Below are 16733 nucleotides of genomic sequence, written 5' to 3'. Positions count from 1 at the left end.
TTACTGATCCCCTGTCTTGATAGCTTGCGATTCCAAATCTGCCACCGTAGCAAAGCCTGATTTTTTGGCAGCGATTTGCGCAGGTGTTCTGGTTTTCTTAATACGGTAACGATTGTCTAGCATACTGAGCAATGCACCAAATGCCATAATCAGCGCACCTAGCCATATCCAGCGAATGAGCGGTTTGACATAGATACGAAATGCCCATTCGTTGCTGTTTTCGGCGATCGGCTCACCAAGAGCGACATACACATCACGCATAAGACTGGCATCAATCGCCGCCTCAGTCATCGGCATCATACTGATAATATAGTTACGTTTTTCAGGATGTAGCGTCGTCACCGTTTGACCGTTTTTACTGACCGTAACCTCAGCTTGTGTGGCGTCAAAGTTACTGCCTTTTACTTCACTGAAACCTTTTACGGTAAAGTCATACCCTTGGACATTGACACTATCATTTGGTCCCAGCGCCACATCACGCTCAATACTGAGCGTACTGGTAAATGCCACCCCAATAACTGCAACGATGACCCCAATATGGGCGATTTGTTGACCCCAATAGCTCAAACGCAGCTGACGTAATCCGTTTAATCGACTCGGTGCATTTTTGGTTTTATCTTTAAAATCGATCACCATCCATAATAGCACCCAGAAACTCACTGCCAACGTGACGCCAATATTTAGCATCTCTGATGGACTCGTAAAATAGGCAATAATCGCCGCCAACACCAGACTGCTCACAGCGATAACCATGCCAGCACCTAATAATGGGCGGCTGTCTTGTTTCCAGCGAATATTAGAGCCCATACCCATTGCCACGAGCAAAAGCCACGTTAAGGGTACAAATAGCGCGTTGAAATAGGGAGGGCCAACTGATACCTGACCTAAATTGAAAGAATCGGCAATAATAGGATATAGCGTGCCAAGCAACACCACCAAAGTCGAAATCAAAATAATAACGTTATTAATCACCAAGAATGACTCGCGTGAGATCAGTCGATATTGACTCTCAACCGTCAAGCGCCAACCACGTACCGCAAACATCAGCAGACCACCGCCGATAATGACGCCTAGAATGGCTAGAATTACTAGACCACGCGTCGGGTCAGCAGCAAATGAATGGACGGAAGTGATCACCCCTGAACGTACAAGGAATGTGCCTAGCAAACTAAGTGCAAAGGCAAAGATTGCCAGCATGATGGTCCACGCTTTGAACACACCGCGCTTTTCAGTGACCGCAAGTGAGTGTAGCAATGCCGTACCTGCCAGCCATGGCATCAGTGAGGCGTTCTCTACTGGATCCCAAAACCACCAGCCGCCCCAGCCAAGCTCATAATATGCCCACCATGAGCCAAGTGCGATACCAACCGTCAAGAAACCCCAAGCAGCTAGCGCCCACGGACGCGACCAGCGTGTCCACACCGCATCCAAGCGCCCTTCCCACAACGCTGCCATGCAAAAAGCAAATGGCACGACCATGCCTACGTAGCCCATGTAGAGCATCGGCGGATGAATAATCAAACCAAAATCTTGCAAGACAGGGTTTAGATCCGCGCCATCAACTGGCAAATTGGGCAAGGTACGATCAAATGGCGATGAGGTAAAGATCAACATCGCTAGCATCATCATCTGCACGCCTGCCAATATCACAAGAACACGCGCACGCATGGACAGCGGTAATCCACGGCTAAAATAAGACACCAGCGCACACCAAGTGGCCATAATGGTCATCCAAAGCAGCAATGACCCTTCATGACCGCCCCACGTTGCAGATAGCTTATAATACCAAGGCAGTAACGTATTGGAGTGCTGAGTGACATAGACGAGGCTAAAGTCATTATAATAAAAGCCTGCCATCAGCGCAGCAAATGATGTGACCATGGCCGCAAATTGCGCCCATGCAAGACTTGGTGCTAGACGCTGCCAAGCGACGTGGTCGCGCATGACACCAATGGTTGGTAGTACCACCTGCAAAATCGCCAGTATAAAAGCGGCCAGCAAGGCAAAATAACCCAATTCTGTGATTAACATACGGTCTAACCTTGTTTACCTTGGATACCATTAAGGGTTCACCGATGGCATCGCTAGCCACTGGCAAACGCTAAATAGTCCCTTTATGCGGTCATAGTTTACGGTTAAAAACTGAGGTTTCGATAGCTGTAGAAGCACCTAAAACCCGCTACTATCATTGTGACGTATCAATCTGAATGATTGATACAAAATGCTGACCTATCATTGGCCTTGCATTGTTTTATTGACTCAAACTGTATGAGATATTGCTGTTTTTGACTATTTGAAAATACTGTTTATCGTGTTATTGCTTATGGCATCGAGGGGAAAAATACCAATACCAGATGTAACCACCCTGCCAAAAACCCAGTCAGACCACCCAAGATAATCAGCGTCATCTCATCCTCACGAAAAGCAGGACGCAGCAAATTCTGAAACTCGCTGGGCGTCAGCGCCCTTATTCTATCGCGAAACAGACCAAAAATCTTACTGGCGCGACTTTCATTGAGCTCAGGATCTCGCAGTGGCACCATAGTCGCCACAATCGACTTATCAATAATAGTGTTTTTGAGCTGTCCATAATCACGGCGGCCCAATCCCACACGTAATGTCGTACTAATAACTGGTGACTCAAGCACCGTATATAGATGCGACTTCATCAGCTCACGAGTTTGCGCTGAGCGATCACCATACATCATCTCGTTCATGATGTTCTCAAGGGTAACCAAATCTTTTACCACAATCTCAGCAAAAACTTCAGACACTTCCTCTTGGCGCTTCATAAAGCCGCCCTGCAGACGATACCTTGCGATATGAGGCATGACTGGCTTGATAAAGGGGAAGCGGCTCTGCACCGAAAAAAGCTTTAAATACGGGATAAAATGCGGCTCTATTGGATTAAATACCATCCAAATCGCAATCCAATTGGTCAAAAATCCCCAAATCGCAGCAAAAAATGGCACCGTCCAATGCTGCGGCACCACTAAAAATATAAACATTTGGATAATACCAAACACCAAGCCAATCAAAGCACTGATGTGCCAGATAAAATTGATCTCTTTTTGCCCAACCTTCAAGAACATATTGACCATCAGACGACGATCGTTCTCCATCGTATTGACGATCATCTTGCGCATATCGACCAGATCTTCGACATGATACGTCAAATCTGTCACCAGCGACTGCATGATACTAGGCAGTTCTTTGTGGGCTTGAGCATAGACGCGGCGTTTTACCGCATAAGGCAAGTTGCCCCACAGTGCGGGCGAATGATCCAGCATAATCTCATCAATCAATGGCTCAAGGTTTTTGTCCACCGTATCAGTGACAAATAGCGCCATTTGCTCAGGTTCCATCGCTTGGAAAAATTCATCTAATGAGCCGAGCTTTGACAATGTCTGATCAACGATAACCCCTGATATTTTGCCTGCCTTGCGTGGGACGATACCTTGCCAGCCGATACCTGGTAACCCAAAAAATGGAAAATTTGGAATACGAATACCCCAAAACTTAATGGGATAAAACAGCATCTTGAGCGCCATCCATACATGCACCCACGTAACAAATGCCGTCACTGGTGGAATAGTTAGCATGGCAAAAAACTCTGGGTGCTCAGCGATCGTCTGCCACAATGAATTTATGTCCATGACTTTTCTAGTTCCTGACAGGTTGATTGTCGTTGCTAATATGGTCGCGACTGATAACAAGCCGCTAGCAAAATTGAAACGTCTCAAAAAGACGCTCTGTCTCTAACCACTACTATAAAATAAATCGCCTGATTTTAGCATACTTGCCATTTTTTAGCACATGGACACCCTTGGCAAGTTGTGACTAAAGATAACATCTTTTAAATCCTATATTGAGCCATAAATATACTGAGATAGCGCATCGCTTATGCAATATATGACCACAACAAAATAAGCATCTGAGTACTGCGCCTACTCATTTGTTCTGTTATAATTTGTAGTCAAACGATAGACACCATCTACGTACAAATCAATGCGCGTTGATTTTAGATCATATAGCGCTATGTGATTGAAATCCTTTGTATTATCCTTTAGACTCACCGCGTTTTGGTTAACCAACCTGCCCTTTTACCTCTTTATTATTGACTCACTGACCGATTGGGCTCTGATTTTCTATGAATAAACCACTAACTCCCAATACCGAACAGGTCAACAGTACCTTTACCAACCGTATTATTATCTTTGGAATTTTAATATTGCTGGGTTTGGGCGGCCTGATAACGCGTTATGGTTATTTGCAAGTCTATGCCCATGATAAGTACACCACCCAGTCAGATAATAATCGCATTAAACTGATATCAGCACCGCCTAGCCGCGGTTATATTTATGATCGTAACGGGATAATTTTGGCGGATAACCAGCCAGTCTTTACCGCCATGCTAAGCCCTGATGAGGTTGATAACCCTGAGCGCACGCTCAGCTTGCTGGCGCCTATTTTTGATTTGACAGCAGAAGACATCACAGATATTTTGGCGCGCTTAAGTAAAAACAAAAACGACCCTGTGACCATCAAAATCGACTTAACAGAGGCACAGCTGGCTCAGTTCAGTGAGCGTAAGCCATTCTTTCGCGGTGTTTCTATCCAAAGTAAGCTGACGCGTGATTATCCTTATGATGAGCTATTTGCTCATGTGATCGGTTACGTTGGTCGTATTAACGATAAAGAGTCTAAGCGTATCGATAAAGACCGCTATGCGGGTACTGATCTGATCGGTAAGATTGGTATCGAAGACTATTACGAAGATATTTTGCTTGGGCAACCTGGTTATCAGTCGGTAGAAACAGATGCTCACGGCAATATCCTACGTCAATTGGATACCAAACCGCCTACCTCAGGCAACGATATCACGTTGAGCTTGGATTATGGGCTGCAAAAGGTCGCCCAGCAGCAGCTAGATGGTCGCCGCGGTGCAATCGTCGCAATAGATCCCAAAAACGGCGACGTGCTGGCCTTTGTCAGTAACCCAAGCTATGATCCCAATCCTTTTATCTCAGGGATTTCGTTCAAAGACTATGATGCCCTGCGAGAAGATCTCGATCAGCCGCTATATAATCGTGCGCTCCAAGGGACATACCCACCTGGCTCGACCATCAAACCATTCGAGGGTCTAGGTGGCATTCACTATGGCTTGCGAGATTGGAACAGCACTATTTATGATCCTGGCTATTTCAGTTTACCAGGAGACAGCCATCGTTTCCGTGACTGGAAGCGCGGGGGTCATGGTACGGTTGATTTAAAGAAATCTATCCAAATGTCGGTTGATACTTACTATTATAAGCTGGCCTATGAGATGGGTATTCAGCGTCTACACGACTGGATGGTGCGCTTTGGTTTTGGGGACAAGACTGGTATTGATCTTCCTAACGAAAAATCAGGCATCATGCCATCACCGAAATGGAAAAAAGACACGTATGATAAAGACTGGCTACCGGGTGAAACCATCTCTGTCAGTATTGGACAAGGCTATTTCTTAGCCACGCCGCTACAGATTGCTAATGCCACAGCCATGACCGCAAATAAAGGAAATCATATTACCCCGCATTTGCTCAAGAGCAGTGACGGCGCGGCAGAGGTAAAAGTGATCACCAAACCAGATGGCAAAATTGAATACAACGGTCAGCCTTCTGACTGGCTACGTATGCATGCTGCGATGGAAAGCGTGGTAGAAAACGGTACTGGACGCGGTATCTATACACCGCGCTATCGTATCGCTGGCAAGACAGGAACAGCACAGGTAAAGTCTATCGCTCAAGGCAAACGCTATGATAAATCAGCGATTGACAAGCGTCACTGGGATCATGCGTGGTTCAATGGTTTTGCCCCTGTCGAAGACCCTCAAATCGCGCTGGCGGTCTTGGTCGAAAACGGTGGCGGTGGTAGTACGACTGCCGCGCCTATCGGCCGTGCCCTATTTGACTACTGGATGCTACAACGCAAAACTGATCCGGTACTCCCACCTTCAGCCGATGAGCTCAAAGTCATCAAGCGCCAAAAGGCCTTTGAGAAAGCCTTGAAAGATGCCTTGCGTGAAAAAGAGGCAAAAGCGTTAGCAGAACAGGAAGCAGCAGAAGCAGAGGCGCAAACAGCAGAAGCAGAGGCGCAAACAGCAGCAGCCACCTCTGAATAGCGACATTTTGATAGACATCTCTAACCATTACCAGTCATGTCTAATAAGTAGAGACGCCTCAAAAAAAAGACAATAAAAGAGACACGAGCATGAAAAAACCCACGAGCGGGCGCACAGCAAAAAAGAACCCTAAAGCAAAAAGTGCCGCAGCCGGTGATGTGCGTATCATTGGTGGGCAGTTCAAGCGCCGTATTGTCAGCTTCATCGAGGCAGATGGCCTGCGCCCAACACCCGACCGCCTGCGAGAGACATTATTTAACTGGTTATTGGCCGATATTCACGGTGCACGCGTACTCGATAGCTGTGCAGGCAGTGGCGTATTAGGGTTTGAGGCGTTGTCCCGCGGCGCAGCTCACACCACTTTTATTGAAGTTAATACGGCACAAAGCAACATGCTACGTCAAAGTGCTGAGCAATTACGCCTTGATACCGCAGCTTACACGGTTATCACTGGCACGGCTGAGGAAGTACTGAGTCAACACCAGCCGATTGAGCACCCGTTTGACATCGTCTTCATCGATCCCCCTTATGCTCAGGATCTATGGCAGCCTATTTTGAGTACGTTGATTACCAATGCATTGATTGACCAATCAACGCTAATTTACTTAGAAGCGGATAAAGATTTGACCACTCAGCTTGAGCAACTAGAAGAGCAGCTTAATGAAAATCGCGACGCCCAACTAGAGACAACTCAGCAAATGATATGCTTTGAATGCTTGAAACAAACCAAAGTTGGACAAGTTGTCGCTGGACTTTATCGGCTGTCACCGTCATAATTACACCCTAATTGCTAAGCGCATCATTAGCAGTTATTTGTTAAGCAATATTTAGTAAAACACTTCAATACCTGTAAAAATGTTTAAAACCGCTTAAAAACTGGCCAAACGCTGCAGTTTAATGTATAAAGGCGAAAATAAACCCCAATGCAGCTTGCAAGCGTAGGCGCTACTGCTTATAATGTGCAGTCTGTTTTTTGAGAGCCCCGTTCCCAGCTAAACTCTCAACGAATTCTAATTTTAAGGTTTTATCATGAAAACACTTAGTGCAAAACCAGCTGAAGTGACCCATGACTGGTATGTCGTAGATGCTGACGGCAAAACCCTTGGTCGCTTAGCCACTCAAATCGCAACTCGCTTACGTGGCAAGCACAAGCCTTCTTATACTCCGCACGTAGATACTGGTGACTTCATTGTTGTCATCAACGCAGAAAAAATCGCGGTAACGGGTAAGAAAGCGCAAGACAAAAAGTACTATCGTCACAGTGGCTACCCAGGTGGTATTAAAGAAACCAACTTCACAAAGCTGATTGCACATAAGCCTGAAGATGTTCTACACAAAGCAGTTAAGGGTATGCTTCCAAAGGGCCCTCTTGGCTATGCGATGATCAAGAAGCTGAAACTATATGCGGGTACTGAACATCCACATACTGCACAGCAACCTAAAGAACTAGACATCTAAGGATATACTTATGGAACGCAATTACGGAACTGGTCGCCGCAAGACGTCTACTGCTCGTGTCTTTTTATCAAAAGGTACTGGTAGTATTGTTGTTAACGGTAAGCCACTAGACGAATACTTCAGCCGTGAAACTTCACGCATGGTTGTTCGTCAGCCATTAGAACTACTAGACTCTGCTAACCAGTATGACTTATATGTCACTGTTGCAGGTGGTGGTATCAGTGGTCAAGCGGGCGCAATCCGCCACGGCATCACACGTGCATTGATCGAAGCTGACGAAACTTTGAAGCCTGCCCTAAAAGCAGCTGGTTTTGTTACTCGTGATTCACGTCAAGTTGAACGTAAGAAACTGGGTCTACGTAAAGCACGTAAACGTCCACAGTTCTCAAAACGTTAATCAAAGCACTTTCTTATCTTTTTGCTGCTGTTGTCTTTTTCTCGGAGCGATGGTAGCAAACTCAAATAAGAGAAGCGTTTTGCAAAGCCTTATAAGCTGGTCACAGCTTATAAGGCTTTTTTATGCCTGCTGATTGGCCTATAGGTAGTGTGGCTATAGTAGGACCTCAATAACATTGATACAGCATAGGAAACGCGCTCGATTAAACGATACTTTTCTTGCTTGCTGTGACTGCGTCTCCAGAGGCTGCGAAAAATAGCGTTTAATCTTGCTATACCATTTTTATAATGGTTTCACTATATCTCTCATTGCAATAGCTATCGATATACGTACTTTATATTAGCACTGCAAATTAAGAACCTTATAAACATTCTCACTTGCAAAGCATTTGAGCCTACCCCATCATATCAATAACTTTTCATCATTAGCTGCAATGTGATACACGGTGCGGCAGAAGGATATTATGAAAGCGCCAGAACAATACGATCCTAGTAAACCCTCCAACACTAACGGCATACCATCATCCAGTAGGCAGCAATCCAATAAGTCGCCTGCTATACCTGCTGGCACCCCAACGATTACGCAAAATCAAAAGCGTACCGCGCAAGCAGAAAACAAGCCCTTTCAATGGCAGTTTTTATTGCCAAAGTATTGGGGTATTTGGTTGTTGTTTTTGGTGATGTTACCCATGATATATTTGCCACTGCGTTGGCAGTTTTGGCTAGGTCGTAAGCTCGGCATATTGATTTATAACGCTGCAGGCTCCCGTAGGCGTGACACTCTGATTAATCTAAAGCTGGCGTTTCCAGAAAAGCCAGAAGCTGAGCGTGAATTGATGGCAAAGCAAGTCTTTGTCAATCAAGGTATTGGGGTGTTTGAAACCCTATGTGCTTGGTTCCGTCCAAATATATTTACTAGAACGGTATCTATTTCGGGATTACAGCATCTTGTTAATGCGCAAAACGAGCAGCGTCCGGTTATTCTATTGGGTGCGCATTATACGATGCTGGATTTGGGCGGCTTACTGTGTTCTCAATTCTTCCCTGTCGATTGTATGTACCGTACGCAAAACAACCCTTTACTGGACTGGTTTATCTATAATGGTCGTACCAATATATTCGGTAAGCAAATCTCCAGCCGCGATATGCGAAGCCTAGTCACCTCTATCAAAGCGGGCCATGTGATTTGGTATTCCCCCGATCAGGACTACGGTCTTAAGCAAGGGGTTATGGCGCCATTCTTTGGCGTGCCAGCAGCGACCATCACCGCGTCACGCCGTATGGCAAAATTAGGCAGCAAAACGCATCCACCCGCCGTGATGGCGCTACACACCTATCGGCAGACACCAGATAATCTACCACGTGGTAAGCGACCTCATTATCACTTGACCATCACCCCAGAGCTTGAGAACTACCCAAGTCAAGATGAGGTTGCGGATGCTACTCGGGTTAATGAAGTTTTAGAGGGACTCATACGTATTGATCCGACTCAGTGGATGTGGTTTCATCGGCGCTTTAAACATGGGCCAAATGGTCGTACGGATATCTATAAGTAGGCCTTTATTTTCAAAAGGGCTGATAAAATTTGCTATACTTTGCAACTGCTATTTTGTACTTTTAATCACGCATTATAATAACTTGACAAACAAAACAACGGATTTTTCATGAGCGACAATCACAGTTCTGGACAAGCAGCCCCACATAAACGCATTTTGACAGGGATCAAACCCACAGGTATTCCGCATCTTGGTAACTATGTTGGCGCGATTCGTCCGGCCATCCAGTCTATTCAAAACAGCGATAGCGACGCTTTTTTCTTTTTAGCGGATTATCACAGTATTATTGGTTGCCATGATCCTGCGATCATTCACGAGTCAACCAAAGCCATTGCCGCGACATGGCTCGCCTGTGGTCTCGATCCTGAGCGCGTGACTTTTTATCGTCAGTCAGATGTGCCTGAGATTTTGGAGTTGTCATGGATTTTGAGCTCCTCATGTGCCAAAGGACTTATGAACCGCGCTCATGCCTACAAAGCAGCGGTCGATGCTAATATGGAAAAAGAAAACGTTGATCCTGACCAAGGGATTAACATGGGGTTGTTTGGCTACCCTGTATTGATGGCCGCTGATATTTTGATGTTTAATGCCACGCATGTACCTGTTGGCCGCGACCAAATTCAGCACATTGAAATGGCGCGTGATATAGCAGGTACATTTAATCATCGTTACAAGCCATTGTTCACTGAGCCTGAGGCCCTGGTCGACGACAACACACCGCTACTTACAGGTCTCGATGGTCGCAAAATGAGCAAAAGCTATAACAACGTGATTCCGTTGTTTGGCGAGTTTAATAGCCAAGCCGATCCTGAAAAAATGATGCGTAAGGCCATCATGCGTATTGTGACCAACTCACAATTGCCAGAAGAGCCAAAAGATCCTGACGCGTCAGCAATTTTTGAGATTTATAAAGCGTTTGCTACGCCTGAAGAAATTGCTAATTTGCGTGCGCAGTATGAATCAGGTATTGGCTGGGGAGACGCCAAAGAGCAGTTGTTCCAACAAATCAATAACGAGATCGCCCCTTTCCGCGCGCGTTATGAAGAGCTGATGGCAAATCCAAAAGAGCTGGAAGAAATCTTGCAAATGGGCGCAGATAAAGCGCGTCGCCATAGCCGTAAGCAGCTGGATAAAGCCCGCCGTGCCATTGGTATTCGCCCACTAGCGAAGCTTAAATAAATGACTTCTGATCGTTTATAATGCCGACATTTAATCCAAGCCATTTTTTATCTTACTGTCAGTCTTTATACGAGGCTGACAGTACGTATGACTCTGAACAATCCAATAGGCTGGCTCGTCATCGCCATGTCGAACCAGATGCGGCGCAGTTTTTGGCCAATATTGCCACGATCAGACAGCCCAAAAAGGTACTAGAGATTGGTACCTCGACGGGCTTTTCGACATTGTGGCTAGCGTATGGTCTGCGGCATCAGGCTGAATGTGACTTTACATCGCTAGACATCGACAAAAACCGCAGTGAAGCTGCTCGCCAGCATCTGCAAAATACGGGGCTGTCTGACTCTGTTCGACTCATCGTACAAGACGCCTTTATTTTTTTAAATAGCAATGAAGACGTCTTTGACTTGGTATTTTTGGATGCAGAGCGGCAATTCTATATCGATTATATCCGAGGTCTGCATAACGCATTGGACGTCGGTAGTGTACTTATTGTCGATAATGTCATCTCTCATCGTGATGAGGTGAGCGAGTTCTTGGCAGAATTCACCAACGACTCTCGTTATCTTTGTCACACGTTAGATGTTGGTGCTGGACTATTTATGGCAGTGCGCCAGGAACATTGAGTATTATGGATACATCCAACACGACTGCGCTGCGCATCTATCAGACGCCAGTACAGCATCTACCAGACGATCTTTATGTTCCGCCGCAAGCGTTTGCGATTTGGATAGAACAATTTGCAGGTCCTTTGGATTTTTTATTATATTTGGTCAAAAAGAACAACGTTGATTTGACCCAAATGCCGATTCTACCCATCACTGAGCAGTATCTTGCCTATATCAGTGAGTTAGATACTGAGCATTTTGAGTTGGCAGGCGATTATCTGCTGATGGCGTCGACGCTTATTGCTATTAAAACTGAATTACTATTGCCTACCCCTGACACGCCTACCGATGAGCGCGATCCAAAAGCCGAGCTGATTGAACGCCTAGAAGAGTACGCACAAATCAAAGCCGCCAGTCAGCGCTTAGACAATCTGATACGTTTAGAGCGTGATGTGTTCTTAGCCATGGTAAGTATGCCCAGTCAAGACGTTATGAATGCTGAGCTGCCCAACTACTCGCCTACTCTGCTGATCGATAGCTTGTTTAAAATGCAGCTACAGCCAGACTATCAAATGCATACCATCAAAACTGATATCGTGCCGCTTTCTGATCGTATCGCTAGCATTAGTCGGCAACTGAGTACTGATGGTGCCCGCTCCTTTTATGAGCTACTAGACAAAGCACAGGGGAAAATAGGCGTGGTCGTGAGCTTTGTCGCCGTACTTGAACTGATTAAGCGGCAATTAGTTGGTGTGGTCTATACAGAACCCAATAATGATGCAAGCACGTTAATGAAATATGATACCGATCCATCCGATATAGACAATCAATCCCAAGAACTAACACTACAGTGGTTGGCCTAACCAGCATCAGGTTAGCCGCCAAACCTGCTATTGATCCCATGATATTAAAACAAGAGCACATTTTAGATGGTAGATATTGACGACTCAAAGCAGCCTAGTAAAGCCGAAACTACAGGCACCGCTACAGCTTCCTCTATTGGGGCAAATCAGGCGTCTCTTGAAGATGTGAGCAAGCACATCGAGGTGCTGCTGCATGCATCAGAGGCGCCGCTGACAGCTCACGCGTTAAGAAAACATTTATCATTATCTACTAAGGAATTAAAGCAAGCCTTAGAGGTGCTAGAGCGACGGTTAGAGACCGGTGTGCTGAACCTACATGAGACAGCTAGCGGCTATCGATTGCAAATTTCCGATGCCTATAGCGGCTTGATTCAGCAGACTTTCCCGCAGCGTCAAGAGCGTTTGAGCCAAGCGTTACTTGAGACGTTAAGCGTTATTGCGTATAAGCAACCTGTGACACGGAGTGACATCGAGCAAGTGCGCGGTGTGACGTTATCAAGCAATATACTACGCCAGCTATTTGATAAGGGGTGGATCATTGAAAAAGGCTTTAAGGAGACCTTAGGCCGCCCAGCGCTCCTTCACACCACCGCACAATTTTTGGATGCATTTGGGCTGAGTCATTTAGACGAGCTACCACCAATGCCAGATATGGACTCCATACGAGCTATGTCTTAATTTTTCTGCTGACCAAACTATCATTACGCTCATAAAAAAGGACAGATCATATAGGATCTGTCCTTTTTATTTGGCTATTACTCTTAGGGGTTGTCACTCTTAGAGGCTTTCAACCTTAGATAAATAGCAAAGCATCATAATCTGCTTCATCAATTAGCTCGTCCTTATTGATTGATAACATCAACACCTTTTGGTGGAGTGAACTTAAACTGACTGCTGCCGATGCTTGGATTCATTTTGATACTACTAAACTTAATAGAGGTCGTTTGACCTAGCGTATCGTTTAGTACCATCATCACAGGTTTGCCGCCACTAAAGCTCATGGATAGGCTCTTAAAGCTGGCATTATCAGATTTTGGGTACAACACATAGTAGTTCTTATTGCTATACGGCTGAGTGATTTTGAAGTTTTGATCAATCTTACTTGGATCACCTGACAACAATAGCGCTGGCGTATTACCGACTTGACTGTCGACGTTCTGCTTAGTCGCTTGCTCCAAATCTTTGTCATAGATCCACATAGAGTTGCCATTGGCAACGATTAGCTGATCTGAGGGCGATTTGGTTTCCCAGCGGAAGTTATTGGGACGTTGGACACTCATAGAGCCTTTAAACGTACCACTGCTCGCGCCTTTGGTTGTCTGGCTAAAATTAGCCGTCATACTCTTGGTATTGGTCAGCAATTTGTTCAAACGTTTAGCAGCTGTTAGGTTATCAGCAGGAGCTGCTGTGGCTGTTTGAGTCAATGCCATCATTGGCGCTGCGATACCTAACGATGTCATTAATACACCTGCTAAAGCACCACTCATCATCTTCTGTTTGGTTGATTTTTTCGTAGATAAGTTCATCATAAATCCTCTCTAAAAAAGCATAATCGCTTTAAAGTTGTTGCTAAAAATAAAATGTTCTATTGAAATTTTTGTTTTCTATAAATACTGCTTTTACCGAGCTAAAACTGGTAACCATCAGCAATGGCAACAGTGTGCCAGTTTTTTTATTACGCGCCTAGTCATGATTTGCAATCATTACTACGGCTGCCATACACGCTTGTAACCAATGCAGTTACACGGTAAAAGTTTGCATTTATCATGATAAATTATTAACACTGTGCTCATAAAGAGCCAGTGAGCTAAGTGTGACGAGTATTTATGCTATATAAAATTGCTGACCAAACTGCTAACAAAAACCAATCTCTAACAAAAGCCAATATTAATTGATGAGGTCTTATAAACGTAAAAAGCCCCTACTACCATAAGGCAGTAAGGGCTTTTTTAATTATCCAATCGTTTTATTCAAAGAATAAAATGACCTAAATAGATAATTATGCGTTTTCAACCGTTACATAACGACGGTTAAATTTACCTTTAGTCTCAAACTTTACCACACCATCATTTAATGCAAATAAAGTATGGTCACGACCCATGCCAACGCCTTCGCCTGCGTGGAATTCTGTACCACGTTGACGAACGATGATGTTACCAGCTGTGATAGCTTGGCCACCAAAGATTTTTACGCCTAGCATTTTTGGGTTTGAATCACGACCGTTACGGCTTGAACCGGCAGCTTTTTTATGTGCCATGGATAATTCTCCTTGTTAATATGACTTATCACTGAGGTGATAACTCTTAAGCTTTTAGTGCGCTATTTATTATCAATAAATGATAATAGCTAATTAAGCATTAATCGCTTTGATTTTTAACAAGGTGTACCACTGACGGTGACCTTGCTCTTTGTGATAATGCTTACGGCGGTTGTGCTTGATGATACGGATTTTTTCACCGCGACCATGCTCAACCACTTCGGCTTCTACGCTTGCGCCGTCAACGATTGGTTGACCGACTTTTACGTCATCGCCGTCAACAACCATTAAAACATCTTCAAATTTGATCGTTTCGCCTTTCTCTGCTTTAAGCAATTCAACTCTTAGCAATTCGTCGGCTACGACACGGTGCTGCTTACCACCACTTTTGATTACTGCGTACATTGTCTGACTCCGTTTAACCCGTGTGCCGTGGTAGATATTATACCTACGCTTCAATAACGAACACGACAGGGAAAAATTAAAGGCGTTATTTTACGTTTTCTGAATGATAAAAGCAAGCCAATTGTCTGGTTTTAGCAGCGCGTATTAGGTCTTATCATCTTAATAATCATAGCGATAGCCTATCTAGCCTTAAGCGTAGTATTATAGCTCATTAAATCAATAACATATAGCTTATTTTATTCCATACTTTTCCAATAGCTATTTCTGTTTTTATTGAGACGGCTTAATAGCTATTATTTAGCAACTACTCTATAAATTTCACTTAGTCTGACGCTATGACGCAATATTGTCGATAGCAATGAGCTGGCTGCGGCCTAGTGACTAAAGCCAATAACACATATTAATCACCAATTAACCAAATAGGCTGTGCTATTATAGGCAAATCTTAAAACCCATCTAATAAATACGACTCTATATTATGACCAGCACTTCTTTAGCTTCTTCAGACCTTGCCTCTCAAGCGCCTAATTATACGGACATTCAAAGCATCGTCGCTCATGATTTTGACATTATGGATGAGCAAGTCTTTGGTAGTCTCAATTCAAAAGTACAATTGGTGATGAGCGTCTCAAAGCATGTGATTGATGCCGGTGGCAAACGCATGCGCCCGCTTATTACCCTATTGTGCGCGCGTATGTTCAACGATGCGCCAAGCGAACAAGCGATGCATCTAGCCGCTATTACGGAGATGCTGCATACGGCCACGTTAGTACATGACGATGTCATCGATGAATCTGGTCAGCGCCGCGGCAAGCCCACTGCTAATGCCACTTGGGATAATGCCACTGCAGTATTAGTGGGCGACTATTTGATCGCTCGCGCCTTTAATTTATTGGTTGGCTTTCAAAGCTTAGAGCTGCTAAAGCTCTTCTCTGATGGCACTTGTGATATCGCTGAAGGTGAGGTATTACAATTACAGCATCAGCATAATCCAGCGGCGACAGAGACCGACTATCTCAATATTATCGACGGTAAGACCTCACGCCTATTTATGATGGCGACCCAAGGCGCGGCTATTTTGCAAGGACAAGAGCAGCATCTACAAGCCCTAGCTGATTTTGGTCAGCATTTTGGTAATGCCTTCCAGATTATCGATGATGTGCTTGATTACAGCGGCGATAGTGAGCTGATGGGCAAAAACTTAGGCGATGATTTGAGTGAAGGTAAGCCAACGCTACCAACTATTAAAGCGCTTGAGCTACTCAAAAACAGCGACAAGCAAGGTTACGAGCAGCTGCGTATCGCCGTACAGACGGGGAAAACGCCGAATGCTGAGCAGCTTATCGAGCTCGTCCGCAGCTCAGGATCGCTTGATTATTGTACCAAGCGGGCGTTAGAAGAGACCAGATTGGCACAGCAAGCACTCAGCAGCTTACCTGATAATCGCTATCGTCAAGGCTTGTACCAACTGACAGAATTGGCCAGCGCGCGATTGGTATAATGACATATGAATCGTCTGTGTTATTAGCTAATTGAGACGGCTCATTTTTTAGCAGTGTTTTTGAGCAACCGAGCCATAAATATTCATTGATCAAAAGCAACAGTCTCTAAAAAGACACCCTCTTAAAACGGGTGTGTCAGCAAATAGTTACCTTTCTTTAAGTTTCATAAATCCTGACGGCACTATAATTGTGTCAGGATTTTTTAATGGTTAAATACTGATTGACCACGCTCATTAGAGGCTACTGACTGGTTTAAGTCGCTATACTTTAAAGGTCATAATTAGGGGTTGATAAATTAGTCAATTTGTTGACAAAGCAGATTTTTGGCGGTTTTAAAACCTCAATAACA

The 16733-nt window shown here is 44.7% G+C and carries 15 protein-coding genes; 10 read left to right on the top strand and 5 right to left on the bottom strand.

Annotated elements, in window-relative coordinates; translation table 11 throughout:
* Window positions 1-2031, bottom strand: a complete 2031-nt coding sequence (locus GYK50_RS04225; protein WP_212564328.1) for a heme lyase CcmF/NrfE family subunit — start codon at window positions 2029-2031, stop codon at window positions 1-3.
* A 290-nt stretch (window positions 2032-2321) separates the two neighbouring features.
* Entirely contained in the window at window positions 2322-3656 is a 1335-nt protein-coding gene (locus tag GYK50_RS04220; protein WP_071001980.1) for a DUF445 domain-containing protein, read from the bottom strand.
* Window positions 3657-4150: 494 nt separating this feature from the next.
* Between GYK50_RS04220 and mrdA the strand changes: the two genes are divergently transcribed.
* The 9 genes from mrdA to scpB all read left to right on the top strand — a co-directional run bounded on the left by mrdA (window position 4151) and on the right by scpB (window position 12898).
* A complete protein-coding gene (gene mrdA / locus GYK50_RS04215) occupies window positions 4151-6163 on the top strand; it encodes a penicillin-binding protein 2 (RefSeq protein WP_212564327.1) in 2013 nt (670 codons plus the stop codon).
* Window positions 6164-6252: 89 nt separating this feature from the next.
* On the top strand, window positions 6253-6939 hold the full coding sequence (rsmD, locus tag GYK50_RS04210; protein ID WP_212564326.1) for a 16S rRNA (guanine(966)-N(2))-methyltransferase RsmD: 687 nt from the start codon (window positions 6253-6255) through the stop codon (window positions 6937-6939).
* Window positions 6940-7192: 253 nt separating this feature from the next.
* On the top strand, window positions 7193-7621 hold the full coding sequence (rplM, locus tag GYK50_RS04205) for a 50S ribosomal protein L13 (RefSeq protein ID WP_058025928.1): 429 nt from the start codon (window positions 7193-7195) through the stop codon (window positions 7619-7621).
* Window positions 7622-7631: 10 nt separating this feature from the next.
* On the top strand, window positions 7632-8018 hold the full coding sequence (gene rpsI, locus GYK50_RS04200; RefSeq protein ID WP_058025929.1) for a 30S ribosomal protein S9: 387 nt from the start codon (window positions 7632-7634) through the stop codon (window positions 8016-8018).
* A 463-nt stretch (window positions 8019-8481) separates the two neighbouring features.
* Window positions 8482-9573 carry an LpxL/LpxP family acyltransferase gene (locus tag GYK50_RS04195; RefSeq protein ID WP_212564325.1) on the top strand — a complete coding sequence of 364 codons (1092 nt, stop codon included), beginning with the start codon at window positions 8482-8484 and terminating at the stop codon, window positions 9571-9573.
* 108 nt (window positions 9574-9681) lie between these two features.
* On the top strand, window positions 9682-10752 hold the full coding sequence (locus GYK50_RS04190; protein WP_212564324.1) for a tryptophan--tRNA ligase: 1071 nt from the start codon (window positions 9682-9684) through the stop codon (window positions 10750-10752).
* A gap of 20 nt (window positions 10753-10772) precedes the next feature.
* Entirely contained in the window at window positions 10773-11375 is a 603-nt protein-coding gene (locus tag GYK50_RS04185) for an O-methyltransferase (RefSeq protein WP_212564323.1), read from the top strand.
* 5 nt (window positions 11376-11380) lie between these two features.
* Window positions 11381-12220: a segregation and condensation protein A gene (locus GYK50_RS04180; protein ID WP_212564322.1), complete on the top strand. Its 840-nt coding sequence runs from the start codon at window positions 11381-11383 to the stop codon at window positions 12218-12220.
* 66 nt (window positions 12221-12286) lie between these two features.
* A complete protein-coding gene (scpB, locus tag GYK50_RS04175) occupies window positions 12287-12898 on the top strand; it encodes an SMC-Scp complex subunit ScpB (protein WP_071001988.1) in 612 nt (203 codons plus the stop codon).
* 164 nt (window positions 12899-13062) lie between these two features.
* On the opposite strand, the gene lolA is transcribed toward scpB, so the two are convergent.
* From lolA to rplU, 3 genes are all read right to left on the bottom strand, one after another.
* Window positions 13063-13746, bottom strand: coding sequence for an outer membrane lipoprotein periplasmic chaperone LolA (gene lolA / locus GYK50_RS04170; protein ID WP_212564499.1), 684 nt, complete (start codon window positions 13744-13746; stop codon window positions 13063-13065).
* A 473-nt stretch (window positions 13747-14219) separates the two neighbouring features.
* Window positions 14220-14477, bottom strand: a complete 258-nt coding sequence (rpmA, locus tag GYK50_RS04165; protein ID WP_058025936.1) for a 50S ribosomal protein L27 — start codon at window positions 14475-14477, stop codon at window positions 14220-14222.
* Between the two features lie 93 nt (window positions 14478-14570).
* A complete protein-coding gene (rplU, locus tag GYK50_RS04160; RefSeq protein ID WP_025647214.1) occupies window positions 14571-14882 on the bottom strand; it encodes a 50S ribosomal protein L21 in 312 nt (103 codons plus the stop codon).
* A 478-nt stretch (window positions 14883-15360) separates the two neighbouring features.
* On the opposite strand from rplU, the gene GYK50_RS04155 reads away from it, so the two are divergent.
* On the top strand, window positions 15361-16383 hold the full coding sequence (locus GYK50_RS04155) for a polyprenyl synthetase family protein (RefSeq protein WP_025647215.1): 1023 nt from the start codon (window positions 15361-15363) through the stop codon (window positions 16381-16383).
* The last annotated feature ends 350 nt before the right edge of the window (window positions 16384-16733 follow it).

Source organism: Psychrobacter pacificensis, assembly GCF_018336615.1.
GTDB lineage: Bacteria > Pseudomonadota > Gammaproteobacteria > Pseudomonadales > Moraxellaceae > Psychrobacter > Psychrobacter pacificensis.
The sequence above is the reverse complement of the archived record's forward strand: the minus strand, read 5'-3'. Positions and strand labels throughout refer to the sequence as shown.